General features: G+C 37.8%; 18 protein-coding genes, 1 tRNA gene and 1 pseudogene. 7 read left to right on the top strand and 13 right to left on the bottom strand.

Translation table 11 applies throughout. The features are described 5' to 3' along the window. Positions 1-98: 98 nt before the first annotated feature. The 3 genes from AAEY94_RS02890 to AAEY94_RS02900 form a co-directional block, all read right to left on the bottom strand. Entirely contained in the window at positions 99-719 is a 621-nt protein-coding gene (locus tag AAEY94_RS02890; protein ID WP_350977090.1) for a retron system putative HNH endonuclease, read from the bottom strand. Further along, complete coding sequence (locus AAEY94_RS02895) at positions 712-2,049, bottom strand: AAA family ATPase (protein ID WP_350977093.1); 1,338 nt, start codon at positions 2,047-2,049, stop codon at positions 712-714. The genes AAEY94_RS02890 and AAEY94_RS02895 overlap by 8 nt, the downstream gene beginning before the upstream one ends. A 277-nt stretch (positions 2,050-2,326) precedes the next feature. Next, entirely contained in the window at positions 2,327-3,613 is a 1,287-nt protein-coding gene (locus AAEY94_RS02900) for a hypothetical protein (RefSeq protein ID WP_350977096.1), read from the bottom strand. A gap of 664 nt (positions 3,614-4,277) precedes the next feature. Between AAEY94_RS02900 and AAEY94_RS02905 the strand changes: the two genes are divergently transcribed. Further along, positions 4,278-4,496 carry a hypothetical protein gene (locus AAEY94_RS02905; RefSeq protein WP_350977099.1) on the top strand — a complete coding sequence of 73 codons (219 nt, stop codon included), beginning with the start codon at positions 4,278-4,280 and terminating at the stop codon, positions 4,494-4,496. Between the two features lie 214 nt (positions 4,497-4,710). Here AAEY94_RS02905 and AAEY94_RS02910 read toward each other — a convergent pair whose 3' ends face one another. The 9 genes and pseudogenes from AAEY94_RS02910 to AAEY94_RS02950 all read right to left on the bottom strand — a co-directional run bounded on the left by AAEY94_RS02910 (position 4,711) and on the right by AAEY94_RS02950 (position 18,816). Then, positions 4,711-5,667, bottom strand: coding sequence for a hypothetical protein (locus tag AAEY94_RS02910; RefSeq protein ID WP_350977101.1), 957 nt, complete (start codon positions 5,665-5,667; stop codon positions 4,711-4,713). Between the two features lie 320 nt (positions 5,668-5,987). Continuing rightward, positions 5,988-6,344, bottom strand: a complete 357-nt coding sequence (locus AAEY94_RS02915) for a hypothetical protein (RefSeq protein WP_350977104.1) — start codon at positions 6,342-6,344, stop codon at positions 5,988-5,990. A gap of 268 nt (positions 6,345-6,612) precedes the next feature. After that, positions 6,613-9,102, bottom strand: a complete 2,490-nt coding sequence (locus AAEY94_RS02920; RefSeq protein WP_350977106.1) for a DUF262 domain-containing protein — start codon at positions 9,100-9,102, stop codon at positions 6,613-6,615. After that, on the bottom strand, positions 9,095-10,924 hold the full coding sequence (locus AAEY94_RS02925; RefSeq protein ID WP_350977109.1) for a DUF262 domain-containing protein: 1,830 nt from the start codon (positions 10,922-10,924) through the stop codon (positions 9,095-9,097). The genes AAEY94_RS02920 and AAEY94_RS02925 overlap by 8 nt, the downstream gene beginning before the upstream one ends. A gap of 496 nt (positions 10,925-11,420) precedes the next feature. After that, on the bottom strand, positions 11,421-12,161 hold the full coding sequence (locus AAEY94_RS02930) for an endonuclease (RefSeq protein ID WP_350977112.1): 741 nt from the start codon (positions 12,159-12,161) through the stop codon (positions 11,421-11,423). A gap of 130 nt (positions 12,162-12,291) precedes the next feature. Then, positions 12,292-13,504, bottom strand: a pseudogene (locus tag AAEY94_RS02935) (Y-family DNA polymerase). Then, the gene (locus tag AAEY94_RS02940; protein WP_273059908.1) at positions 13,505-13,912 is read right to left on the bottom strand and encodes a LexA family protein; all 408 of its coding nucleotides are present in this window, start codon (positions 13,910-13,912) and stop codon (positions 13,505-13,507) included. A gap of 193 nt (positions 13,913-14,105) precedes the next feature. Further along, positions 14,106-16,877 (bottom strand): UvrD-helicase domain-containing protein, encoded by a 2,772-nt coding sequence (locus tag AAEY94_RS02945; RefSeq protein ID WP_350977116.1) that lies wholly within the window; start codon positions 16,875-16,877, stop codon positions 14,106-14,108. A 307-nt stretch (positions 16,878-17,184) separates the two neighbouring features. Further along, positions 17,185-18,816, bottom strand: coding sequence for a hypothetical protein (locus AAEY94_RS02950; RefSeq protein WP_350977119.1), 1,632 nt, complete (start codon positions 18,814-18,816; stop codon positions 17,185-17,187). A gap of 300 nt (positions 18,817-19,116) precedes the next feature. On the opposite strand from AAEY94_RS02950, the gene AAEY94_RS02955 reads away from it, so the two are divergent. The 6 genes from AAEY94_RS02955 to AAEY94_RS02980 all read left to right on the top strand — a co-directional run bounded on the left by AAEY94_RS02955 (position 19,117) and on the right by AAEY94_RS02980 (position 24,381). After that, positions 19,117-19,785 carry a hypothetical protein gene (locus AAEY94_RS02955; protein WP_350977122.1) on the top strand — a complete coding sequence of 223 codons (669 nt, stop codon included), beginning with the start codon at positions 19,117-19,119 and terminating at the stop codon, positions 19,783-19,785. 192 nt (positions 19,786-19,977) lie between these two features. Then, positions 19,978-20,913 (top strand): tyrosine-type recombinase/integrase, encoded by a 936-nt coding sequence (locus AAEY94_RS02960; RefSeq protein WP_350977125.1) that lies wholly within the window; start codon positions 19,978-19,980, stop codon positions 20,911-20,913. After that, complete coding sequence (locus tag AAEY94_RS02965) at positions 20,910-22,943, top strand: AAA family ATPase (RefSeq protein WP_350977128.1); 2,034 nt, start codon at positions 20,910-20,912, stop codon at positions 22,941-22,943. Before AAEY94_RS02960 ends, AAEY94_RS02965 begins: the two co-directional genes overlap by 4 nt. Before the next feature lie 24 nt (positions 22,944-22,967). Beyond that, positions 22,968-23,456, top strand: a complete 489-nt coding sequence (locus tag AAEY94_RS02970) for a DUF6641 family protein (RefSeq protein WP_350977131.1) — start codon at positions 22,968-22,970, stop codon at positions 23,454-23,456. Positions 23,457-23,512: 56 nt separating this feature from the next. Continuing rightward, positions 23,513-23,956, top strand: coding sequence for a JAB domain-containing protein (locus AAEY94_RS02975; RefSeq protein WP_350977134.1), 444 nt, complete (start codon positions 23,513-23,515; stop codon positions 23,954-23,956). A gap of 17 nt (positions 23,957-23,973) precedes the next feature. Next, a complete protein-coding gene (locus AAEY94_RS02980) occupies positions 23,974-24,381 on the top strand; it encodes a DUF2787 family protein (protein WP_350977137.1) in 408 nt (135 codons plus the stop codon). A 155-nt stretch (positions 24,382-24,536) separates the two neighbouring features. Here AAEY94_RS02980 and AAEY94_RS02985 read toward each other — a convergent pair. Beyond that, positions 24,537-24,621, bottom strand: a tRNA-Leu gene (locus AAEY94_RS02985). Between the last annotated feature and the right edge of the window lie 254 nt (positions 24,622-24,875).

Consider the following 24,875-nt stretch of genomic DNA (forward strand, 5'->3'; position numbering starts at 1 on the left):
TCTGGTAAATCAAATAGGATATGGACATTAATGAACCTCTTGTATGCATAGAAATTACATAACTGCCCATAAATTAAATACAAATATAACAACTATTATTAAAGTTTATATGAAAGAATTTTACCAATAAAAGGATCATTCTCCATTTTCTCCCTAACTTCTTCCTCCTTAATGAACCCAGCTCTTTTAATAGCTAACTCAGCACTCGCAAGTTCGAACATCTTGATTGTATTTACAGCTCTGACATCTTGATCATTTATCAATCGAATCGCTATGGGATATCCATCACCTGCATAATCTTCAAAAGTAAAGTATTGATCTATATCATCTAAATATGGATGAAGAATCTTAAATGTATTATCTTGGTATCCTGCTTTAGCTGGTGACAATATTATGTCTTTTGTACGTTTTAATATCCGATTGCAATATGCACAAGATGCAATTAAATTCAAAGGTTCAAATGTAAAGCGTTTATATTTAGCCTTAGAAGCAAAGTGCTCTCTATCAACCAAATTCATTCTCAGCGATAAACCACAATAAGCACATCTATGATTTTGATTAGTTAACATACACTCAAGAAGCTCTTTTTTATATAGCTTCATACTTTTGTTAGTAAGTTTCCATTGTTTATCATTATGAGGTTTTAAACTAGAAATATATTTTACTGACACTAAAGATAATTTAGTTAGTTCATTTAGATTTAAATACCAATTAGTCATTATTTTTCAAATACCCATCAATTGATTTAATTAGCTCATTCAATGGATCTTTTTTATCCAATGTTAACTTTACAAACTTCTTATTAAGCTCTTTTAGTTTAGATATATCACAGTTATTTGAAGAAATCATACTCAATGCTAAACTTAAATCTCGCTCAAGGTAAATACTATTCGTTGTTCTAACATTGAAAATGTTATATAAAACACTTTCAGGGCTCCATCCGTACGTTGAATTGGAGATCTCTTTTGATAAAACGCCATCATTATCTCGTACTAAAGATACTAAGTGACTGTTTATAGGATCTAAATCAGAGACAAGGAAATGCGAGTGAGATGCTACAATCACATGACAATCATTAACCTTTCTTAAGGCTTCTTTAAGAATAGAGAAATATCTAACTTGCCAGTTTGGATGTAAACTTATTTCAGGCTCATCGATTATAATAATAGAATTATTTGTAGCATAACGAATAATACTAGATAATGAAAATAATAGCTGCGCCTCACCAGAACTGGCATCAGTGAATAAATGAGATTTTTTATTTTTATCATTATCAACTTTAAGTTCAACGCTTTTTACAATACCAATTCGTCTCAGAATATTAATGTTATTGTAAACATTATCAATAAATGAATTATCTTTAAGAAGATCTATAGAAAGCTCGCCAACTCGTGCATTTTCATCATACCTTATAGATTTCAATACATTAAGACAGTCTTTTATATCTGATTCAGTTACATTATCAAGCGTTCTTGACTTCATTCTGTATCGGCGTTCATTGTTGGTTTCAACAATTCCTCTTATATGATTCTCATCTATATCCCCTTCAACTATCTTCCTGAAATTCTTGAATTTCAATACCAACCTAAGATCGGAGCTAAACCCCAAAACATCCAGAATTTCAATAAGTAACGTCGATTTGTCTTTGAAATTAGAAATTGAAAAAATATTTTCAATAGTTTTCCTTGATACGGACGAGATCCATGATGCATTAGATGTTTCTCTTATTCCACAATATCTATAATAACTATTTTCTTCATCATTCAATGAAAATGGAAATTTATCGTTATAAGCAGATGTAACGACTATGACGCTAGCAGGAAAATTAATATTAAGCTCAATCCCTTTAGGTTTATACTCCCCACCAAGCTCACTTACCAACTGATTTGCTTCATTAATTTTATTTACGATTCGCCCTAAAATGCGACTCTTACCTGTAGCGTTTTCTCCAATAATAAGAGTGAACTTATTATCTTTATAATTTTTTAAAGCCAGAGGTAATAGTTGGATATCCTCTCCCTCAAATTCTATACTCGTTATCGAACTCAAGTTGTTCTCCTAAAAATCAATAGATACGTCTAATTCAATTACACTAAAAAATTATGGTCAACATTAAAATCATAAATAGTTATTAGAGTGCACTTTTCGCGGTTTTAGTGCTTCACCTAAAGTTATCTATGAGGTAATAAAATCTCCTCTATTTAGGTGGCCAAAATAACTACGCCACTACAAAGTGCCTAACACATGTATTTATTGAAAAATTAAAACGGCGTCATCTATAGACGACAAAAATTAACTCCCTTGGTCTTTATGGTTATTATAAACTTTATTTTAAACCCAAAACTCCTTGAGTACCTTTTATAGCCTTGATAAATTCTTTATCAAAACCAGCCTCAACACTAGGTATATTTGCACTTGGATTCGAAAGTAATATCTGCGCCATCCTTGTATTTTCAGGTAAAAAAGTGACGTTCGGGTTAATAATCGCATTTTCAAGGGCATTTTCTGTACTCAAAGCTGTAACCTTACCATTTTTGTCCAATCTTTCGTTTGCAATCTCTAGTTTTTTATTGAAGTCATCGATGAAAAATTGATGGATACTAATTTTTTCTTTTTGAATCAGATTTATATCAGAACTCAGCAGTGCTCTAGCTTCTATGAGATTGTTTTTTATATTTCGAGTCAATTCACCTAGTGTATTTTTATCTGAGACCCACAATAAATCAAAAAATGAAGTCTGAGTATCACGATACTTTGATGCCCACGCTCTACTATTATCATTTATTGAGCTTTCAACTGCTTCATAGTATTGGTCAGATACACGAACGCTAATCACTGCATAAGAAACGTCATTAATAGGTTTCCCTTTATACTCAAGATCATTTCCCATCCAAATGACATCTCCTTGGTAATATTTCTCATAAACATCATTATTCTCTGCTGCAAATATTGCATAGTAACCTTCACATAGTCGATTAGCCAAAAGAGGCAGGTCTCTATGAACATTTAATAGATCAATAGCTCTATCGGCACCAAAGAGCAATTTATCTATTGTACTAGCAATAGCAACTCCCGAAGCCATAGATGTTGAAATTGTGTAGTCAGGGATTACTGCGGTGATACTATTGAATGCCTCAGCCAAAGATTCTGTTGTTGAATCTGCTGCATATCCAAGCTTGATTTCTAAGCTAGCATTTTTAAGAACCCATGGAACACGATCAAGCATTCCCCATTCCACCCCCATATCAACACTACTATTTCCACCTTTTATAGCAACAGGATGTCCTACTCTAGATATTGAAATAGGCTGAGACTGGTATTCTCCTTTGAGATTTGAAACACCAAACGCATTTCTATTTTTATTAAATACTCTTTTAATCAGTGAATCATTTTTATTAACCGTTAACTTATTAATACTTATCGAAACATAATTTTGAGCAAAGCTAGCTTGTTTTCCAGAGCATGTTTTAATTCTACTTTTTCCATCTGAATAGTAATCTACTTCAACAAATCTAGAGGTTGATAGTGAAACTCGATCTGTCGCATAAGCAATGTTACTAACTGCTAAGAAGGTATATATCAACGGAATATATTTTATAAATGTTACTTTCATACTCGAAATCTCCTTTTCTAAGTCTGAACCAATTTTTAAAACATCACTTATAAAAAATAGCTTAAGTATAAAGTTAATGCCATTTAAATGCGGTCAGTAGACAAAAATATGAGAAAGGTTGAGGTTGTTATGTTGATAAAAATATTGTAGAACATTGTTTTATATGCTTTTAAAAAGTATTACACCTGAGTCATCCATCGATAATTCAGCGACTTCCATTTTTCGACGCAGTCCTGAGATTTAGGCTAAATACCCTGCTTTAGCTTCAAGTTATGCTTCTTTTTCATGCTTTATGACAATCTTCATAAACACTTTAAAGCCATTCTGCAGTTCATTCCTTAACAGATGTCTTCGGTAGACTTGCATGGATAAGGATTTCTAAAAACTGAGATTTTGTTTATGTAACTGAAATGGATAAAGAGTGCTCAAAATTTTTGGCTCGACTTAGTCAGTAAACTTATAAGTGAGTTTGCACTTTAATAGTTATTAAAGTGCACTTTTAGCGTGTTTTAGAGCTTTATTAGCTCGTTCTGCATGTAATCGTGAGAGAAATACATAAAACGCAGATTATGCAGCGTTTACTGCATATTTAGTCACATTTTTATCAATTTACAACAAGAACACATCTATCTGATCCCTTTTCAAGAAGAATTGGTTAAAGATTGTGGTAGAAAAACGTAAGCCATTAAAGTATAAGCTTACTTTTGACGACTTACTTAGCCCGTCAGAAAAACAAATGGTAAAAATTCATTTAGTAGCATATGAACTAGAAGGAGTATTTAAACGTCATATGTCCGTACTATTTGATAAATTGGAAGATGAACTTCGTGAAACTTTTGTTAATAATGGTTCGGCTAACCTAAGATTGTTTTTAGAGGGATAGAGACAAAAAGTATTCATTTCTCCATTGAAACTTAAAACTTACTGGCCTATTTATATGATTATGTATTTATATCAGGCTTGTATGATTCTGATTGGTTCTGTGACAATTACTATCGTTGATCAAATCATGCTTGGTTAAGTATAAAAATACGTACTTCACCAACTATTATTACTTCGAAAAATCAACCACTAACTACAACCTTATTTGCATTACTCTATTTTTCAATCGGTGTTAACTCATATGTGAATTTAAAGGGAGAGTCTGAAATGATATCAAGCATCATGTATCCCCCTGACTCTTCGTGACTAATAATTGGTATTTTAATACTAATGGGGCCTTGAGCAGACTTATGGTTTGCCTCAAAAAACCAACCATAGTCACCTTTCCCATTAGTTCGATAGACTGCTACATCCATAGGAAAGTTATTACATTCATACTTATAATTGTTGAGTTCAACTTTCAATAAAATAGGTATCTTATGCTCCATAGTATCAACAAATAATATCAGCTCTTTATTCTGTAAAAATGAAACACAGCAAGAGCTTGTGTGAATAGTATTCTCTTCTAGATGAATATTTTTGAAGACATCTAGCAATGCATCATGAATAGAAATATCTTCAGCATCACTATTTTTAAATGATTTTTTTTTCCATTCAATTTGAGAAATACTGGTAAGTTCGTCGGGGGAAATTTTATCTTTATAGCTCATGGGTATCATGACCACAACTATAAGCTCTCCTATTACCATTAGGTTTACATATTGATAATAAATATTTATAAAACCAAGTGGTAATTTATCTGGAATTCCAGCGGCCAGTTCAATCAAAGAAACACGGGAGCCTTGCTGCTTGGCCTTTTCAAGAATACTTTTCGAGAAGGGTTTTCTAGAAACGCAAATAAGGTGGTTAGCGCCAACCTCATCACGCTTGGAAACCCACCCATCATATGTTCCTATACTAACTGAAGAGTTTCTATCCTGCACTTCAACAATAGTTAGCATAGGCCTTCTTTCGGAGCCTGAATATATAACGACATCACATTGTCGTTTATATCCTTCAATAGAAGTTAAGACAGGAAGGTGCTGATCATGTTTTACTATCGAATCTGGGTCGAGTGCTTTTTCAATAGCGGCAACAACTAACTCAAGATCTGTACCTTTTTTTCTGGCCATAACCAATCCTTTTTCCTTGATGTCCCATGGAGATTTCATCGCACAGTGATTAATGTGATATTTGACCAAGCTTAATTGAAATAAGCAGTCTCATTAAAAAAGTTGCTCAATATTGTTAAGCAGATTATCACACAAGATCACTAGTACATTTACTTTACCATCCAGCATTTGTCCCATAAGTCTATCTATCAAAGTTCCAAAGCTCATTTCTGGACAAAAGCGGAGTAAAACTTAGATGTTATACCCCACAAGTCGGATTAGTAGATGCTTGGTTTTAATACCTCATACAATGGCACTGCTTATACTTATTCGTTATATATTTAGTCACCAGCATTAATTGTGACTGATGCGAATCGGGCTTGAACAGCATCATTTAACTCTGAAAGAGCAGACCAAGTTAAAGCCCCTTCAGGTAACTGATGTTCTCCAAGCTCAAGAATACCATCTAATAAGCCTTTAATTTTACTGTACATATCAATCTCTTCTTTGATGTGTTTTATACAATTTTCAGGCTTATCACTACCAATGGTTTCATCAAAATAGGCATCCTCAAAATTAATTACAGAAGCTACCACTCTGGATTGATCTGTCATCTGAGCAAGAATTTTCCCATTGTTAGTCCACGCTGGGTCAAAACCTTTGATGACATGGTTCGGTTCAGCTTCATCTTTATCCATTAGACTTTCTCACTTTATGTGCATACGATTTTATAGACTTAAAAACGGTTACAATAGATGTCTGGGTAATCTCCCCATTTTTAGCTGAGATCAAAAGTAGATACTTAGGCCACTAGTGCCAGTTTTTGCTTTGGTGGGACACCACCAATTGCTGTATTGGGTCTTTCATTGTTATACTAATGTAAGAAAGTCTACCGACAACTCACTGACGCTTACAAAGCATCAGTACTTTTATGTGGGACGAAAGTGTCTATGTTATCAAACCTTATCAATCATGTTTCAATCCTTTGAGTTTTTGACACATATGTTGGAGTGATGTTTTTGTAGCTGAAAGTGTTGAGCATTCCATTTCGAGTTTTCCCAATAGATTCATCAATAAATCCTGCTTGAATCCAAGCTCTAACAATATACAGTGGATGTTTGCAGAAACTTCCATTTCCTCACTGAGTATTCTTTTATATGTCAATTTGAACGAAGAATTGGAAAAACTAACATCCACTTGGTAATACTTTCCTAAACAATGGAATCCAATCAGTTCTATACGAGGCGCGGTCTCTATTCCTCGCTGTGACGCGTATTCCATCCTATTAAAAGGAGCGCAATCAAATGATTCATTTTTTAAAACTTCGAAGAAATAGGCTGTACGAATTTCGCTTTGATTATGATTTCTCTTCGACTGATGCATTAGGATCACTGTCCCCAGCTCTAACACCACAAATCCTTGCTCTGTAATATCAAATAGGGATGGAGTTGAGATGAGTAAATGCTGCCAATTGTCTTCTTTAAACGTCATCGGCGATACAGCTGAAGAACAAATAGCTTCCAAGCTTTGAATCACTTTTTCTGCATCAAATAACGGATCATCGAACACTTGTTGGACAAGAGTTTGCTTTTGATTCCATTCATCATTTGATGTCAGTGACAAGCGTAGTAGTCTTGACCAAGAGTAATCCCGTCGGGCGTTTTTACCGCGTAATGAGCTAAGTACATTGTATTTATTGCTATTAATTTTTATGAAATAGATGCCTTTTGAGAGTACAGCTCGTTCCCAAGCATAATTTATTTTTTCAGAGCCCTTAGCTATCACATCAAATACCGATGTCGCCGCCGTGCCATAACGCAAAAATCTCTCGAAGAATATGTTATCTGGATAAGGCCATTCAACATCGTGATGTTTTGAGAAATACTCCACTATACCGACAAATTTGAGCACAAATCCAATTTGGCCTTGAAAATATGGGTGTCGTTCGAGTTGCAAAATCGATGTTCGCCAATCGACTGATTTCAGGAGTAAATGAGCTTTTAATTTCTCTTCAAACACCTGATATTCAGGAAAGGCTTTGATATCTATATCGTCCCGTAGCAAGTCAAGAATCGGAGATTGGTGGCGAGCTAATTCGTTTAGACTCACAAGCGATGCATGATAATCCGTGAAATTGTTGAAAATTTTGTGTTCCGTTAGATTGAACACAACGCGCATCCATTCAACGAGCTCTTGATCTCGTTTGCCATTGGCGACTGCACTGTAGAATGCAAAAAATCGTAGTTTCTCAGGGTAGCTTGTCGAATTGGTTAGGACTTCTTTAAAGTTTTCAATTTCTTGATAGTAATCATTCTCTGGTAAATATCGTGTGATACCAGTTCGCTGTGTTCGATCTGCACTGAGCAAGTCCAGTATTTCAATTAACTTGACGAGCTGTGACTGTGACAGAGCATTGGCTTTATCATACTCTTGCAGACTTAAACGCTTAACTTTAGCACCATCAAAAAACTCTTTTTGGACTTCATAGACATCAATCCCACTTCGTAGAAGTTGGTTTTGCGCAACAAATAACCCAATAAAATTCATCAACTCATCATCAAAGGTGTTGTCTTTTGAGGTCGTATTTCGAAAAATCCAAAAGACGTCCGCCCAGTCGTTATCTATTTTGTGAATGAAATAGTCGTACCCATGAACTGACTCAGTTTTGAACGGCAACGTATAGGTCGATGGCCATTCCCCCTGAAACGATTGGATTTTTTTCTCCAGTTTAGCTTTGAAGTTTTCAAAATCCGTTAAGGGTTTACCCCTGGCATTCATTTTGATGTAAAGATCATCTGTGAGTAAAAACTTATTCAAATTTAAAAATTTGAATGTAATTACAGGTGATTTATTATTTATCAACATTTGGTAAAACTCAGAGTTTCCTCGGAATTTTAAGTGGATAGCATCCAACATCGTCAACATTGCCTGAATGGTTGGATCGAAACACCATGACATAAAAAACCAATGCTGATCTTTCATTACCTCTGAAACAGGATTAGAAGATGTGCTTTCCTTGATAAGGTTGTAGTCGAAAGGATTAGTGACTAACGCATCGCAAAATTCGCGCGAACTACTTCTGGTTTCATAGGTAAAACGAGAGTGCTGATCATGGCTGAGGAGTGTTCGAAAGGAATCTTGCTCTTCCGCACTTACCGCTAAATACCAATGCAAAAGAAACAATGTGGTGAGGCGTTGTTGTCCATCTAGTGGAATAAACTTTGACCGTTCTTTAATGCTGCCATATACAAAATCAAGGTCATTAAATGGACGATTTGATTCCAAGTAAGCAAACAGTGCTTGTAAGAAGGTTTCTCGAACATCCACTTCTTGTTTGCGACCCTGTGCATAGTCACGCTGAATGATTGGAATTTCGATACTCAAATCATAGTCTCGAAACAGCTGGATAAAGCTTAAACGCCGTCCTTCGTCCAAATGTTCTATAAGTTCATTCATTGCTTGCTCCTTGCTGGGGTAAGTATTCAGCCAATACTTGTTTTATCGCAGTGACATAGTCTTTTGCATCTTCATTATTCCAGTGAGCAAATTCGGTATAAGCTTTACTGTAATACTTTAAAAATGCGTTTTTGGTGCAAATAGGAATAAATACGCCATAACTGTCACTTTCGATAATTCGCGCCCGCTTGATCGGGAAAAGCGCATTTTTATAACTTCGATTAGTGCTTGAATCTAGCAAAGCTAAATTGCCGAGATCATCAATCCAATCTACAGATTGTTGGTGGAATTTTTCGTTCATCTGGTCATAGAAATCATTAAAACTTTGCCCTGTTGTGGTTTCGCTTTTGAAACTCTCGATTTCAGTAATAAGTTGATTTATCTGCTTATTAGCGTCCTTTCGAATTTGAGGATTGATTGTGAACGACGTTACAGACTTTTCTTCGGATATAAAGAATGCCAGCGCACTAGGGTCGTTTTGCAAGAACTGTTCTAATTCTTCAAGCCATTTTGTTCGTTCTTTACCTTTAGGCGCTCGATCAGCTTGAGAACGAATATGCTCTATATCCCACTGCTCATTCTTGAAACGGTCAAATGGGAAGCGGATATCCGCATTTTTGGTAGATAGAAGAGTTTTAATATTAAACAACAAAAGAAGCTTGCGAATCTCGCTGCTGTTGTCTTCGTAGTTCAATGCATCTATATCGTGTGGTAGCAGATGTGAAATTAAATATCGTAAAAAATCTTTAAATCGAGTCTTAGTCATCTCAGGGTCTTGTGATGCCTTTTTTAGAAAAGAAACTTGAGTATCGCATTGCACCAAGTAGCCAACCAGGTGGTAAAGCTCACGGTCTTGGTACCACTCTTCAAAAGTCATGAAATAGTCTTTGACCTCTTTCCATAGCTGGTCTACGGTCTTTCTTTTCTTATTAAGGTCGTGCTGAAACTGACTAAATGTATAAAAAGGATCATTTCCCCCTTGATTATCTTTCATTAAGTCGAACACGTATTCGATGCGAGTAGGATATTGTTTACCTGAATCATTGATGAAATACCAGAATGACGGTTCCTGCAGACGCTTTTCAATCGCATCCCATTCGGTCGCAATTTTGAGTTGTTTCAAATTCACGTCACTGGAATCAAGATGTGATTGCTTCAAAAACAGCGCTTTAATTAACTCCGCATTGGTGAGTGGAATTTTACCAATGTTAATCCGTGCAAAGACATCAATCGCATAGTCATATCCGACACTCTCGTCACTTAAGTTATACCAAATGACTTTAACCGATGGGCGGTCTGATGCTTTCTCCAACAGTACTTTCATAAAGTCATCGTGATCGCTGTAGTCTTTATCGCTAAACCAATCGCGGATCGTTTGGAATGCTTGGTGCATATGAAAAAAGTCAATATTATCAGTATCACTTTCTCCATGAATTTGTTGAAGAAATTGCTGACAATCAGGCCGTGTTTCATAGGCCAGAGAATACAACCGTTTTTTGTAGCGACGTTCTAGTGAATCACGTAAATGTTCAATTTCAAAGTAACGCAGTAGCAAAAATAACGTTGTGAGACGCTGCTGACCGTCGACCACCTGCCAATTACTCTCTCCACGTACGACTACAACAGGCTGTAAACAATAAAAAGCGGACTGGCTTTCAGAGTGGGGTCGTGCGAATTCCCAAATATCATTTAGTAGCGCTTGAACTTGAGTGAATGTCCAACGGTAACCACGTTGATAGGCAGGAATAAAAAAGTCCTTATCTAAAAGCTCATAGACGCTTTTTAAACAAAGGTGAGATTCGGCAATTGGGGGGCCAGACATATCACACAGCTCCTTGTGAATATTTAATGCTTTAAATTATAGGGAGTTAAACAGAACGCCAGCCTAGAATAAGGATGTTTATTGGGCAATACAAACATTTTGTAGAGAAGCACTTAATTTGGCCATTTTGTAAGAAGTATATGTTGATGCTCAAATCCGATTAGGTGCTGCTACTACCGACTAGTCTAAAATTGTAGTGACCTACAAAAATTGCTCTACTCGATAGAAGTTATGCAAATTACACTTCACATTACTGACTTAAAAAAGATGTGCACTTTAATATAGATTAAAGTGCACTTTTAGCGTGTTTTAGCGCTTTATTAGCTCGTTCTGCATGTAATCGTGAGAGAAAGACATAAAACGTAGAATATGCAGCATTTACTGCATATTTAGTCACATTTTTATCAATTTACAACAAGAACACATCTATCTGTGTCGAGTCTGTATAAGCACTGCAATAAGATGAAATACAGCAGTCTACTTAACAGTTAATTCACTATTGAATAGATTCACAGCGACTATCTACAATCTTATTTGCATTGCCTTGAAGCTTTTCAATACGTTTAGAACGTTTACACTCCCATCGAGTAACAGGATCTTGTTTGTCCCAAACTTGCATTAATTGACTTTGTTGCTTACTCATTTTGTATTTAGGATAAGTCTGTTCCATATACATGTATGTTCGAGCAATAGTGCCACGAGCTGCTATAGGAGGCTGTGCCTTACGATCATCTATACGCATATCACAACTACCGAAATCAGACTTAGCAGCAGGCAGCATAGTGAAGTTGTAATTGCTTCGTAGTGCATTTACTGCACCGATGGCGGGGAACAAGTTATGCATGTCAGACTGCATATATCGATACTCGCTATTCATTTTTTCCGCACATTTTCTGCCTTTGAATGACTTACCTTTACTATCGACACATCCAGCATGGCCATCGCGCCACTCACTAAAAGCACGGCCAAAGTTCTCCGCTGGAACCACATGTTCCCATTCAACTTTTTTAGCTCGTTTTAAATGAGTAGTAGTAATAAAACCTTCAGGTGATTCAATGTTCTTTTTAGCATCAAATTTAGCACCACAGTAGATTGTTACGCGGTGATCTTGATACACCTCTCGTTCAAGCATCTTCTTTGCTTTGTTGAATGAATCATTAGATGTATTTCCAGCTGCAATAGCTGTTGAGCTAAGAGCCAGTAGAAAGAGAGGTAGACTAATTTTAAGTAGGTTCATTGAAAGCTTTAAGCTAAGGAACAGTAACTAGATAATGCCTGATTTATCTAGTCAGACCAAGCATATGAGTGATACGAACAGTGAAAACATTAATATCTGCTTAGCACTTAATGATGGGTACACTTAGCCATTATTGCGGAGTTAGCAGGTCACGGCGCATTGACCACTTATGCTCTATGCCTTGAGCTAAACATCGTATCACTGCCATAGCGATGGTTAATATAGTCTAGCGTATGCATTAAAACTGAATTAGCTTTAGGAGGGTTAAACAAATCGAATTGGTTATGTTTTTCGCTAGCTAAATCGATTAGGCCAATACCTATCTTGTAGTAACGAACACCATCACGAAATAACTTTGGAGCAGTTTCACTCATAGCTTTGGTTAGCTCGACGGTGCAGTTAGTAGGGCAAGGAAAATGCACTATAGCTTTGTAACTAACAGGACGTTCATCAAAGGGTGAGTTGCTAGCAAAAAGTAGCATGGTCTTGCAGCTTGAGCCTTGCTTACGCGCTTTACTAGCTGCAATACCGACATGCTTGCTCAAAGCTTGTAATAATGAGTCAAAGTCGGTTATCCGCTCCCCTACACTCCGCGTTGAGAAAATTTGCTTTTTATCAGCCCTCGCTTCATCCCACAATTTACACACTTGTCCGTTAAGTTCACGAACTGTACGTTCGACTTCAATACTGAATTGTTTTCGGGCTAGCCCAGGTGGCATGCATGCTAGTTGATAAGCAGTATGGATATTCATTAATGCTAGCTTCTTACCAATCCTTCGCCCAATACCCCATACATCCCCAACAACAAGTTGCTTTAGGATAGCGACTCGTTCTTGGTCGGTGTTTATCACACAAACGCCATGATAACCCTTAACCTTCTTAGCAGCATGGTTCGCAATTTTAGCTAATGTCAGTGTTTCACCGATCCCAACACAAACAGCTAAACGCGTCTCTTTCCACACTGCACGGCGAATTAACTGACCTTGAGTGTTAAGACACTTGATAGCGGGATAGCAGTTTTTAAACGAGAGAAAGCTCTCATCTATGCTGTAAATGTGTTGCTCTGGCGCAAAACGGCCAATGATATTCATCATTTTGCTAGATAAGTCAGCATACAACTCATAGTTCGAAGAACAGACAATAACGCCTCGTTGGGCGCAAAGTTCTTTAACTTTAAAGTAAGGCAAGAACTTCTCAATTCCAGCCTCCTTAGCCTGCCGATTAGCGGCTACGATACAACCGTCATTGTTACTCAACACAATGATTGGCTTACCGCGCCAATCAGGACGAAATACCTGTTCTGCACTGCAATAAAAGCTATTAGCGTCGACTAAGGCAAACATCTAATGCTCACACAATAATGGACTTTGACGGTGGCAACGAATAGAGCGAGTCACTACCCCTTCAATACTAAACTCATCATGTTCATGAATGGTTACTGGCTGGAATTGGTGATTTGAAGACAGTAGTAGACGGCGTTGAGAATCAAGGATCTTGCAAACAAACTCACCGTTAAAGTTGGCGACTATAACATCCCCGTTTCGCGCTGTTTCATGGCGATCAACAATGAGCACATCACCATCAAAGATACCAACGTCCTGCATTGAATCGCCTTGAGCGAGTCCTATGAAGGTTGCGCTAGGATGCTCGATAAGGAGATCATCTAAGCTCAGACTTAACTGACTGTACTCTGCAGCTGGACTTTCAAAGCCTGTTATTCCTGCATGGGCAGGTATGGGAATCACACGCATAAACAACACCACTGTATTTACATACAGCAATTTTAGCGATGAACTACAAAGAAGCAAGCATAACTTGGATAAAAAGTGAGAGCTAAAACGATATGAATATCAAGTTGTCTATAAGTCTCAGGCTTACCACGAATCAGCTTTAGAAATGAGACTGGCAGACTTATTTTAATCTGCCAGTCTGCTTCGAATTACCCTAATCAACTAACACAACTAGTTCTTCCGGTAGTTCAAGAAATATACTCATACCAGAGCGTTTTCCGTTCTTTTTATCCAGCCCATATACTGACGAACTACTATTACATGCCAGTATGGTTAGCTCTTGCTCAGCACGGGTCAGCGCTACATAGGCATTACACAGTTCCTCCTTGTAACTAGATAACTTGCTTTTGCTGAACTGCGGATCGAGTACATAGCAATGTTCGGCTTCTAAGCCTTTTCCCTTATGATACGTAAGCACTTGAATAGCCTCTCCTTCACCATGTTCAATCTGTGCTTTTTTGAGTGCTTTTTCAACACAATTGCGCTGATAGTTGTAACGGCACAAGATGAGTTGGCTTTCAAACATCTCATTCTTTTGAATATCTTGCACCAGCCAAGCAATCGCAGACCGTAACGTGTCACTACATTTTAATCGAGGAATGGCATCAGTATCAGAACCATTAACGGGAAAGGAAATGCTGTAATTACGATTAATTTTGCTTCGAATAACGTTTGCTAATTCAACCAATGGCTCTCTTGAACGATGGTTTTCAATTAGCTGGAAGCGTTTACTATTACCAAATGTCTTCGTGAATTTATCGAGATATTCACTTCTAGCCCCCCGGAAACCATACATCGACTGCGCCGGATCACCCACACAAAAGAAATGGATACCTTTACCGTATAGTTTTTTAATGATGTTCCACTGAACAATATTAGTATCTTGGATTTCATCAATAATAAGATGCTTAGTCTGTTCAAGAACACGTTTGCAAAACTCATCTTTCTCAAGGCGTTTTCTCATCATCGACAGCATGTCGTTGAAGTCTCTGTGCTTACCCTTCTTACTGGCTTGGTAAGCCTTACGGAGCGCTGAAATATCATGCTCATAGCCAGCTAAATCCGGCGCAACTTTCTTAATGCAACGCTTGAGATCTGGAGTGTCATAGTTTGCCATACAGCTAAAAACATCGAAGCAACGACGGACAATCTCATCCGGCGTATAGCTTTTGGCTATCTTGCTATCTTTATCAATTAAGAGTTTCAACGCATCAAACGTCGCGTCTTGATCAAGAATCTTTCGCTTTTGGTCGGTGTTTAATAGTTGGTTACACCAACTGCTAAAAGTGCCAACGAACATGTGCCTACTGTATAGTTTTTCTTCCTTCAACCGCCGTTTAAATTCATCAGCAGCCTGATTAGTGAAAGCAAGAACACATATTTCACTAACCTTAGAACCTTGCGTAAGCAAATGACGTACACGCTCAACAACCAAAACAGTTTTACCTGAACCCGGCCCCCCTTCTACATAAATAGCACGCTTTTTTGAACTAATGATCTTATCAACTGAATCACCTTTCTTACGATTAGCCTTAACCAGAGGCTTAAGAATAGTTCGAACAGTCTTTAAGGCTGCTTGATAGTTAAATTCATAGCTATCATCTAATCCCTTTTCAGGGTAATTAATTGCGTCCAACAACAGACTGATGCGGTTGTTAATCGCACGATCCAAAAGCTCTGTATCGAAAGAAAAATACAATGATTTCCCTTTAGTTCTCAAGAAAATTTGGTCACATTTAGCCGATAGCGGTTCAAGCGATTTGTCTTTAACTAGTTGTTTGAGCTCTTTACCAGACAACTCCTGTAAATGAGAAGGCTTAAGTAACTTAACATTTCTAAGTGCAGACTTAACGGAACACATATCGTTAAGATTCTTTGGTTTCTTAGCAAACCTACGCTTCGACTCTAACCGATAGGCGCTCACTTGACTGGTAAATAACTCTCTAACACCAGCTAGCTTCTTTGTTACTCCTGTGAGTGTTGTTCCCCAACCTTTGAGTGCACTTTCGAAAAATGACTTAGTTTCTTTAAGGAGTTTGTCATAGCCGCACAAATGATCACTAGAAAGTTTTGCTGCATAAGTAGATTCGACCGCTAACTCAGCTTCCTCTGGATAACAATGGCCATATTCAACTTTGTTGTTGTCTGTGAGCATAAAGGCAAACAACTGAGATACCCCATACATAACATAGCCAGTGTGCAACTCTAAAAGCTTTGCATTATTGATTAGCTGTTCATAACGACGCGGTCCCAGTAATGAATAAAACTGGTACAACATGAAAGATACTTGTTGGTTGTTCACACGTGTAGGAATAAACTCTATTACACAGTTATAGGTTAGCTTTCGGCTTTTATTCTTCGCACTGGATAATTCTGCTATATATACATGAATATAGCGATAAGAGTCATTATCAACACACATCAAAAATTTATGTGTAAAGAATGGCTGGTTTCCTTTTTCTTTAAATCCAAAATTTATATCACCGATTTTAACTTTGCTAACACTTAGGCGTTTTTTACGAGGAGTAGTTTTAATAGTCTGAATCCCGTAAAAGCTACCAACCTTGTTAAGAAGTTTGTGCGAATCAGACTTTGACAACTTAACTCCAATTCTTATGTAATCTATATCAACGGTATCTTCACTTATATTATCTATTGCCAACTTCATGAGGCGCTGTTGGTAATCAACTACACCTCTATCCTGCAATAATTTAATTATTTTATCTATGTTAGTTGTATAACCAAATGTTTTATGCTTAGTGATCTCAGCGATTTTTCTATTAAGTTCTGGCTGAATTAACGGGTACCTATCTCCTTTTGATATATCAAAAATATTACTTTTCACATAAAATTCTATAAGACTTTTCTCATCTACATTGATGTTATCCACTATAGAATTATCAATAGGACACTTAGAATCATTCATATCATATACCTACATTTTATCTTACATTACAGTCAATTTTTAGTGATTATTTTTGTTACAGGTAGTATTTACAGAATCCCGACACTAAGAGTTAAGAATAATATATTCACCTGATAGTTAAAATTATCGAGTTGATATATAAAATGAATATTTCAAAAAATAAAAATTACACACATTATTATGTGACAATAAAAAATCTTCACAGCAGAATTAAATTTAATGAAAACCATAGATACATAGATCATTTTAAAACTGCTGCCAACTGCGAGCTCGCAGTTGGCAACTAGCTAGTGGCTAAATATCACGACTAGACCCCTTCAACAAGCTCGTCATTTTGTGAACGTTTTTCGGCCAGCTCGTCGAATTTAAACTCCATATAAAGTCGCGCTAGGACTAACTCTTCTAACGCTAGCTCATCAACAAGAGCCATCAAAACTCCAGCCTTAGGGTTTTTAAGCAAAAGTTCCTCATCTATTTTACGCTGAATCGTTGCTTGAAACTGCATTCGACTCTTTTCGTAACTTTCCATAACATCATTAGAATCAGTATCTACAAAAAAAGGTTGTTCCAATAATTCTTCTACTGATTCGTACGTATTTTCATCATCTTCATCATCATCTTCATCATCATCTTCATCTTCATCTTCATCATCATCATCATCTTCATCTTCATCATCATCATCTTTGCCTTCACCAGCCTCAACAAGGTTACAGGTGCTATCTGGCAAATCGCATTTATCAAATACATTATATTTATTAATAATTAATTCTATTAACTCTCCCGATGAAATCTCATCCTCATTAATTAAAGGCAGCACATCAAAATCATCCACCTTTTCCCCCCGTTCACTCAGTGAACTTAACAGTAGGTATAAAATTTTTTTGCTATATTTGCTAAGTGATTCGTAAGCGTGCTCCTTGTTTTCAAACATGCTTTTGCGATAGCACTTATTTAAAAGTTCGACAACACTTTCCTCGTTCAACTTTTTCTGCCCCAATGAGATAATAATCATAATAAGTTCAGAACGAGATAAAAATTTATTATATACGTATTCAACATAGAAACTCGGAAACTGCTCTTTAATTATCTCTCGCAACTCCAATTCAGAATGTTTTAATCTAAGTGAATGATTAAGGTATGAATCTGAATAGTCGATTTCAACATGAGCAACACTTGAATCTAACTCATGATTTACTCCCATTTCATCGATACCATATATGCTAGATTTTCCACCTAAAAACACAGATGAAATTGAACAATAGTTAATATCACAAACATCTTTAGCCAAAAAATTCTGTTTATACTGAGTAGTAAATACCAATCGACCTGTCACTTTACGTGTGGTTTGTTCAACTCTTTTTGCCGTAAACTTACGGCTTGATATCGTCTCCCTACTAACATTAAGTTCATTACAAATTTCATCGATTACCTTACGCTGTATTCTGATGTCAAGCCGAGCCATAGTCCTCAAGGCATTATCACTAAAATCACCTATGCGCTTTAAACCAAAGTGTTCTGCACAGATTTTTGCAGCCTCTAATTGTTTAATCCCCGCATCGTAAGTAATATTGGTATGAAGGTGAATATAATCCTTCATAGTTTTACAGCCATAGACAACATAAGACCGAGTGTGCCAAACCAGAAACAGGGCAAGTTTAGTTAAAGCAACTGCTGTCCTGATGGTTGATGAACATAGTTCAGCCATTAATTTCGACGGCTCTCCGTTAGTTTTTCCGAACAACTCTAAAAGCTTTTGATTGTCACTCTGCATATCACACACAACTTCGTATTTTTCCACTAGCTCGCCCTCAACTTCATGCAAAGGCATATTGCCATCCGTCAAAGTGCCTGACATTGCATTGGTATCTAGACATTTCTCAATTTGAGTAGTAGCCTCTAATATATCTGTAGAGCGCATGCCTTCTTCGTTTTCTTTCATTTCAATACTCCTTAAAAAGCCATCCAGCCTCTCTGGATAAAATTAATTATCCGAAATCGCTTTATTGGCTTTTACCGAAAAGAAATTCCTCACAAAAAAGAGTTTAATCAATTGTTTTTAAAAGCATTATCCATCACATAAAAATGCGTATTTCACATAAACATTTTTAAATTTTTAACGCGATATCTTGCACCCCTTTGCGCAAGCCTTACCAAATAAGGGCTTCAGCAGTGATATTGTTTTTCCTAATTCGCCATAAGAATGTAGAATTATTCTTATATTTGATAATTGGTGACTTTCATGCGCATAGGTACTTATGACAATCCTGTGAAACTTGTAAGAGAAGATGCACCTAGAGAGCTTCTACTAAAGCACAGCCTTCATACGTCTCGTGGTGTGTTTGACTTTCATAAACTTGGTGACTTCGGAAGTAATACTTATATATTAAATGTATTATTTAACAACCACTTAACCTTGCAAGATGTTAAGCTGGCGCTTTATTTCTATGAAGAATTAGCGGATGGTGGGAGGGTATTCTCGACATCTTCAGGCAACTTTTGCCCTGCTAATGAATATGGTGAAGGAGTTCATACACAGGATACTTATGAAGAAGGCTTGGTAATTGGAACTGATGAATCATTTGGGCAAGACTTCATTAGCACCAATAAACATGGATATTTTCCATCATTACTATACTTGACCACGAGTATGGGTATGAACCTAACACCGCAGGGAATAACCAAGTTAGTTCGCCGCCTACACGACTTTGGATACATCACTGTCACAGATGTAACGCCAGCAAACACTTATAATCCACCTGTTACAGATAAGAAAACAAAATATAGAGCAAGATTAAGACATATAAGGTTATGTAAAGGCATGTGTCAAAAAGATATTTCTGGTAGATGGATTAGCAGAGAAAAGAAAAAACGTGAGATAAAAAAGAAGGATACTGCAGTTCAAGGTTGATATTTGGTTTAAAGAAAGCGAAAAAATCCATAACCTAAAGATTGAAAAGTGAAGCCTCTTAAAACCGTGTCAAAAACAGTGGCTGAAATTTAGCCATCAAAGTGATATTATTAATGTGTTTCTAGTATCACTTTCCCCTTCTAGCTCAACCCTCTAAATACAATTCAACTAATACACTTACTGGAGTTTTCAATGACTACAGCGACCCCGTTCGCGCTGTATTTGAGCCGCCTGTCTATTAATAGTCAGCGCTCTATCAGCTCGCAGATGCGTAGTATTGCGCGATTAATGCAATGGCAAGAAGACTGCCTCAATGACAAGCTGTGCCAGATTGACTATCAACAAGCATTACAGATACGCGCTGTGATGACACATGCAAAATGGTCTGCTCGTTCGATTAACCGCGCAATGATAGCGATAAAGAATATCGTGAAAGTAGCAGCCTTGATGAACCAAGCAGAGTTATCGCAAGTTGCTAACTTGGAGACAATTAATCAGGTCAAGCATGGACAACATCAAGGTACACCGTTAAGCACTGAACAAGTAACGGCTGTACTCACCTATTTTAAAGAAAAGAAAGGCGCATTCGCCGCACGTAATCTCGCAATATTTAGCCTGTTCTTAGGCACTGGACTACGACGCAGTGAGCTATCTACGTTAATGCTTCATGATTACGATGCTAATTTACACTCCTTAACGGTAGTTGCGGGTAAAGGCAATAAAAGTCGTACCTTGTTCTTACCTCAATGGGTAGAGCAAAACCTTATTTTATGGCTCAAGCTGCGCGGTAAACAACAAGGCTATTTGCTGTGTAAATCAACACTAACAGGTAAATTAAGACTGGCCGAACCAACAAGTCCAACGTCTTTGTATCGATTAGTTAAAGATACCCTCTATGAGCTTGGAGTAGACAATGTATCGCCTCACGATTTACGCCGTACCTTTATTACCCGCTTGCTTGAGCAAAATGTCGATATCAATACGGTTAGGCAAATGGCGGGACATGCTGATATCAGTACGACCACGATTTACGATAAACGTGACCATGAATTTATGAAACAAGCTGCGGCAACGCTCGATTACACCCCTCCAGAGAAACACCTTAAACGGGGGCGCGGAAGCAAATGATAAAAGTGAAGCCCAACAATAAAAAGTCGAATCATTGTTATTATCTGGCGACTCAAATTGCTGAGGATTTATTACTTTCAGCATCAGATTACCGCTTCGAATACGTGCCCTCTTATGTTATCAGCTCACTGGTCGGGATAAAGCTGCAATATGGTATTAACTACGACATAGACAGCACGCTTGCCTTGTTTCCGATTAGAGATAGTCACCCTGCTATGACAGAAACCGTTAAGCACAATGCCTTGTTTTTGTGTGACTTGTTTAAGCTAAATCATGCCATGCAACCTGTCATGGTGCTTATCATTGTGATGAACGCTAATCCAGGTTTAAAGGAGTTACTTAACCTGTTAGCTGACTACGATGCCGATATTCTGATTCAGGCAATGGAGCAAGATACAGGATTAGACTGTGATTCCATTCTTACGAAGCTCCAACCGTTAGTCGTTAATCGCTTTATTGAAGATGCCTTATTGCATTTACCACATGTATTGAGCATCCCTGAGCCGTTTCGGGTGTTATTGGTGAGTGAAAAAATAACCAGCCGAGAAGCATTTCTTGCACCGATATTGAAACGCAGTCCTGTAGCAAAGTTCACACTGAAACAGTTCGAGCATGTGAATGCTGATTTAGTGTCGCGTTATCTAAAGGCCGCCAGTAAACAACAACTCACAGGGGTTAATATTCTCCTCTATGGCGCTGCGGGCACAGGAAAAACAGAACTTTCACGAACGTTAGCTAAAACGCTACGCCGCAATTTAATCGAAGTACAAAGCGTACAGTTTGAAGATGGCAAAGTGACAGGAGAGTTTCTCAGTAAAGAACCAGCAAGCCTGCGGCTGACTTATCTTAACTTGATGCAAGGCTTGCTTGGTGGGTCAGATGAAAGCCTGTTATTGATTGATGAATGTGAAAGCGTGTTTAAGCATGCCGATGAGCATTACTCAAAAGAAGGCTTAATGCGCTTACTTGAAACAAACCCCGTACCCGCTATTTGGATAACTAATCATATATCCATGCTTGAGCCCAGTTTTATACGCCGCTTTAAACTGGTAATGGAAATCCCTATACCTGATGAAGCGTTTAGCTTTGCCATGAGTAAAAACATACTCAAAGCATTAAAAGTATCGGATGAATTTAGACTGATACTGGCAAGTAAATCCAATGCCGCACCAGCTTACATAGCGAATGCGGCTCATGTTGCCAACACATTAACGTTGACAGGAGAGCAAGCTGAAGAGGTGGTACTAGATGTTATTGAAGCGACCCTTGATGCCTGCGGTGAAGAGTCTCCGCCATCTAAATATGAAGGTCAACTGATGTTCGACCCAAGTTGCTTAAACCTTAACGCAATTGACGGACATGATGCACAAGCCTTAATTGAAGATATTGACAGTGCCATCGCCAATGGTTTGCCTGTCAGAGTATTACTCAACGGTCCCCCAGGCACAGGCAAAACGGGTTGGGTACATCACTTAGCTGAAACACATGGTATAGAGGTGATGCACATCAAGTGCTCTGACGTTCTAAGCAAGTATGTCGGTGAAAGTGAGCAGAATATTGCTGCGTTGTTTCGTGAAGCGCACAGAACAAAGAAGCTAATGCTCTTTGATGAAGTCGATAGCTTACTGAGCAAACGTGAAAGCGCTCAAGCACAGCATGAAGTCCAGCTTATCAACGAACTACTGTCTCAGCTTGAATGCAATACTCAACCTGTCTTCGCTGCAACCAATGCACTGACAGCTATTGATAGCGCTGTGATGCGCCGCTTTGACTTTAAGCTGACTTGCGACTATCTCACTGAAACGCAACGTCACACGCTCTATCGTCAAGTATTGGGTATCACTAAATTAACCAATGTAGAGAAAGACCAACTTCAAGTGTTACAACAATTAACGCCCGGCGATTTCGCTATCTTAGCAAGACGCATGTTATTTCAACCTAACCATAATCACAGAAGTACGGCTATCCCGCTACTCACAGAAGAAAACAACCGTAAACAAACACCACGCCACATCGGCTTTATCCGCTAAACCCACCTATCTAAGGAATGTAAAATGACAACATTATTGAGTTCTCTCAAGGTTATCGCTCGCCCAGAAATTGCCATCAAGCCACCTATTATTAGTAAGCGATTACGTCTAATAGAAAAGCTGGAACAACAATTAGACATGGCTGAATGCATGGTTCAGGGCAAAGAGTTTGAAGCCTACCGTGAAAAAATGGTCAAAGACCCTGAAACAGGAGAGCGTAAGAAGGTACGCCGACGTTATAACGTTCGCTCTTGGTATTACGATAATGAACAACATTACTACTTTGAAGTCCGTATTAGCGGCAAACCTATCGAGTTAGTGAAAGATAAACCTGCTATCGATGTGGGTGATAAAGCCAAACTGCCAGACACCATCAAAATCGTTATTGATGCAGTGGAAAAAGGTGAGCTAGATGAGTTTCTACTTGCACCGCCCTCTAAGTTTCCCAGTAAAAAGATGAAAACCAAAGAGGCCGCTAAGCCTGATATTGCAGCAAAATCCAATACACAATAACAATGTTTGAGGGGGAAGCCCCCTCGACTTAACTTGCTTTAGTCAGAGGCAAACTCATGGCAATTATTCGCGAAATAAACGTTAAGTATCAGTTTAGAGAAACCAACTGCGAACAAGCGGAAAAGACACTCACCAGCCCAGAGGAAACCGCAAAGATATTCGACTACCTCAAATATGAAACAAAGGAAGTCTTCATTGTCGCCAATCTTACTACTCAACGAGCCATAAATTGCATTGAAGTTGTGGCGACTGGATGCATTAACAGCATTAGCATGCGGCCATCGGAAGTACTTCGAACCGCCGTCATACTGAATATGCCGGGGATTATCCTTGTTCATAACCACCCTTCAGGCGATCCAACACCAAGCACAAGTGACCTCAACTTTACCAATATGGTCATTGAATGCGCCAAGGTACTCAATATTGAAGTTGTAGACCATGTGATTATTGGCCTAAACCGCTTTACCAGCTTACGCCAAACACATCCAGACCTATTCTAAAACCTGTGAGATAAACAATGAATACCATTAACAAGGAACTGGCTTTGCCTGTCTCCGATAGCTTACTGCTGCCACTAGAAAAGCTAATTAGTAACACCCCACATAATGCTTTAACTATTAACTTCCGTGATCCCAATTACAGCGCAGAACATGGCGGTTTTCATCCCGTTGAAATGAGACTAGAAAGAAAAGCTGAACAGTGGACGTTGTGTTACATCACTGAATTCTGTTTCGTTGGTCAGGGAAGCGGTTATTCGGAGTTGGTTAAAGAGTTGGATTTTGACTTCAGCTTTGGTGTATTCCAAAGCATTAACGGTGAGATTTTGATTGAGGCAGCGAAGGAGTTCTATCCGATTTGGGAGCAAAACTTTGTGTGCTATTGGTTAGATCTAGAAATGTTTGAAGTCAGTATTTCAACCGATTAACGAATCGACTCTATTTATGGAAGTAAACATGTCAATTTACCGACTAAAGGATGCAAATGCTTGCTAACGTATTAAAGTGATCAACTTACAACTTTTATCATTGAATTATAAGCATAAAAAAAGCCCCGTTCTTAATTGAACAGGGCTTTAAATAATGGTACCTGAGGTCGGACTCGAACCGACACGCCGCGAAGCAGGGGATTTTGAATCCCCCATGTATACCAATTTCATCACTCAGGCAAAGGCTTTCAGCTATATTTAGCTTTGCAAAGAAATCTTTAATACCAAATATCTTTGCAAAACCAAACCAATTTCTATCGTACTTTAATTATGTAATTTTAGCCAGTTTATAACCCATATTTGTTGGGTGGCATGAAATCTTATAATTCAAAAACTTTGCAAATCTTTGCAAGGTATGTCGAGATTGATAAATTAACAATATCAACAACTTACTAGAGTAAAAATGTACACGCTGAGAATTTTGAATCCCCCAT

Origin of the sequence: Shewanella sp. AC34-MNA-CIBAN-0136 (assembly GCF_040309945.1) — a bacterium.
In the GTDB taxonomy this organism is placed as follows: Bacteria; Pseudomonadota; Gammaproteobacteria; order Enterobacterales; family Shewanellaceae; genus Shewanella.

Bases quoted from the DNA above. Each gene is read 5' to 3' on its own strand.
- AAEY94_RS02965 (WP_350977128.1), top strand. From the start codon at position 20,910: ATGATAAAAGTGAAGCCCAACAATAAAAAGTCGAATCATTGTTATTAT.
- AAEY94_RS02960 (WP_350977125.1), top strand. From the start codon at position 19,978: ATGACTACAGCGACCCCGTTCGCGCTGTATTTGAGCCGCCTGTCTATT.
- AAEY94_RS02930 (WP_350977112.1), bottom strand. From the start codon at position 12,161: ATGAACCTACTTAAAATTAGTCTACCTCTCTTTCTACTGGCTCTTAGC.
- AAEY94_RS02945 (WP_350977116.1), bottom strand. From the start codon at position 16,877: ATGAATGATTCTAAGTGTCCTATTGATAATTCTATAGTGGATAACATC.
- AAEY94_RS02890 (WP_350977090.1), bottom strand. From the start codon at position 719: ATGACTAATTGGTATTTAAATCTAAATGAACTAACTAAATTATCTTTA.
- AAEY94_RS02925 (WP_350977109.1), bottom strand. From the start codon at position 10,924: ATGTCTGGCCCCCCAATTGCCGAATCTCACCTTTGTTTAAAAAGCGTC.
- AAEY94_RS02910 (WP_350977101.1), bottom strand. From the start codon at position 5,667: ATGGCCAGAAAAAAAGGTACAGATCTTGAGTTAGTTGTTGCCGCTATT.
- AAEY94_RS02920 (WP_350977106.1), bottom strand. From the start codon at position 9,102: ATGAATGAACTTATAGAACATTTGGACGAAGGACGGCGTTTAAGCTTT.
- AAEY94_RS02900 (WP_350977096.1), bottom strand. From the start codon at position 3,613: ATGAAAGTAACATTTATAAAATATATTCCGTTGATATATACCTTCTTA.
- AAEY94_RS02950 (WP_350977119.1), bottom strand. From the start codon at position 18,816: ATGAAAGAAAACGAAGAAGGCATGCGCTCTACAGATATATTAGAGGCT.
- AAEY94_RS02955 (WP_350977122.1), top strand. From the start codon at position 19,117: ATGCGCATAGGTACTTATGACAATCCTGTGAAACTTGTAAGAGAAGAT.
- AAEY94_RS02975 (WP_350977134.1), top strand. From the start codon at position 23,513: ATGGCAATTATTCGCGAAATAAACGTTAAGTATCAGTTTAGAGAAACC.
- AAEY94_RS02970 (WP_350977131.1), top strand. From the start codon at position 22,968: ATGACAACATTATTGAGTTCTCTCAAGGTTATCGCTCGCCCAGAAATT.
- AAEY94_RS02980 (WP_350977137.1), top strand. From the start codon at position 23,974: ATGAATACCATTAACAAGGAACTGGCTTTGCCTGTCTCCGATAGCTTA.
- AAEY94_RS02940 (WP_273059908.1), bottom strand. From the start codon at position 13,912: ATGCGTGTGATTCCCATACCTGCCCATGCAGGAATAACAGGCTTTGAA.
- AAEY94_RS02915 (WP_350977104.1), bottom strand. From the start codon at position 6,344: ATGGATAAAGATGAAGCTGAACCGAACCATGTCATCAAAGGTTTTGAC.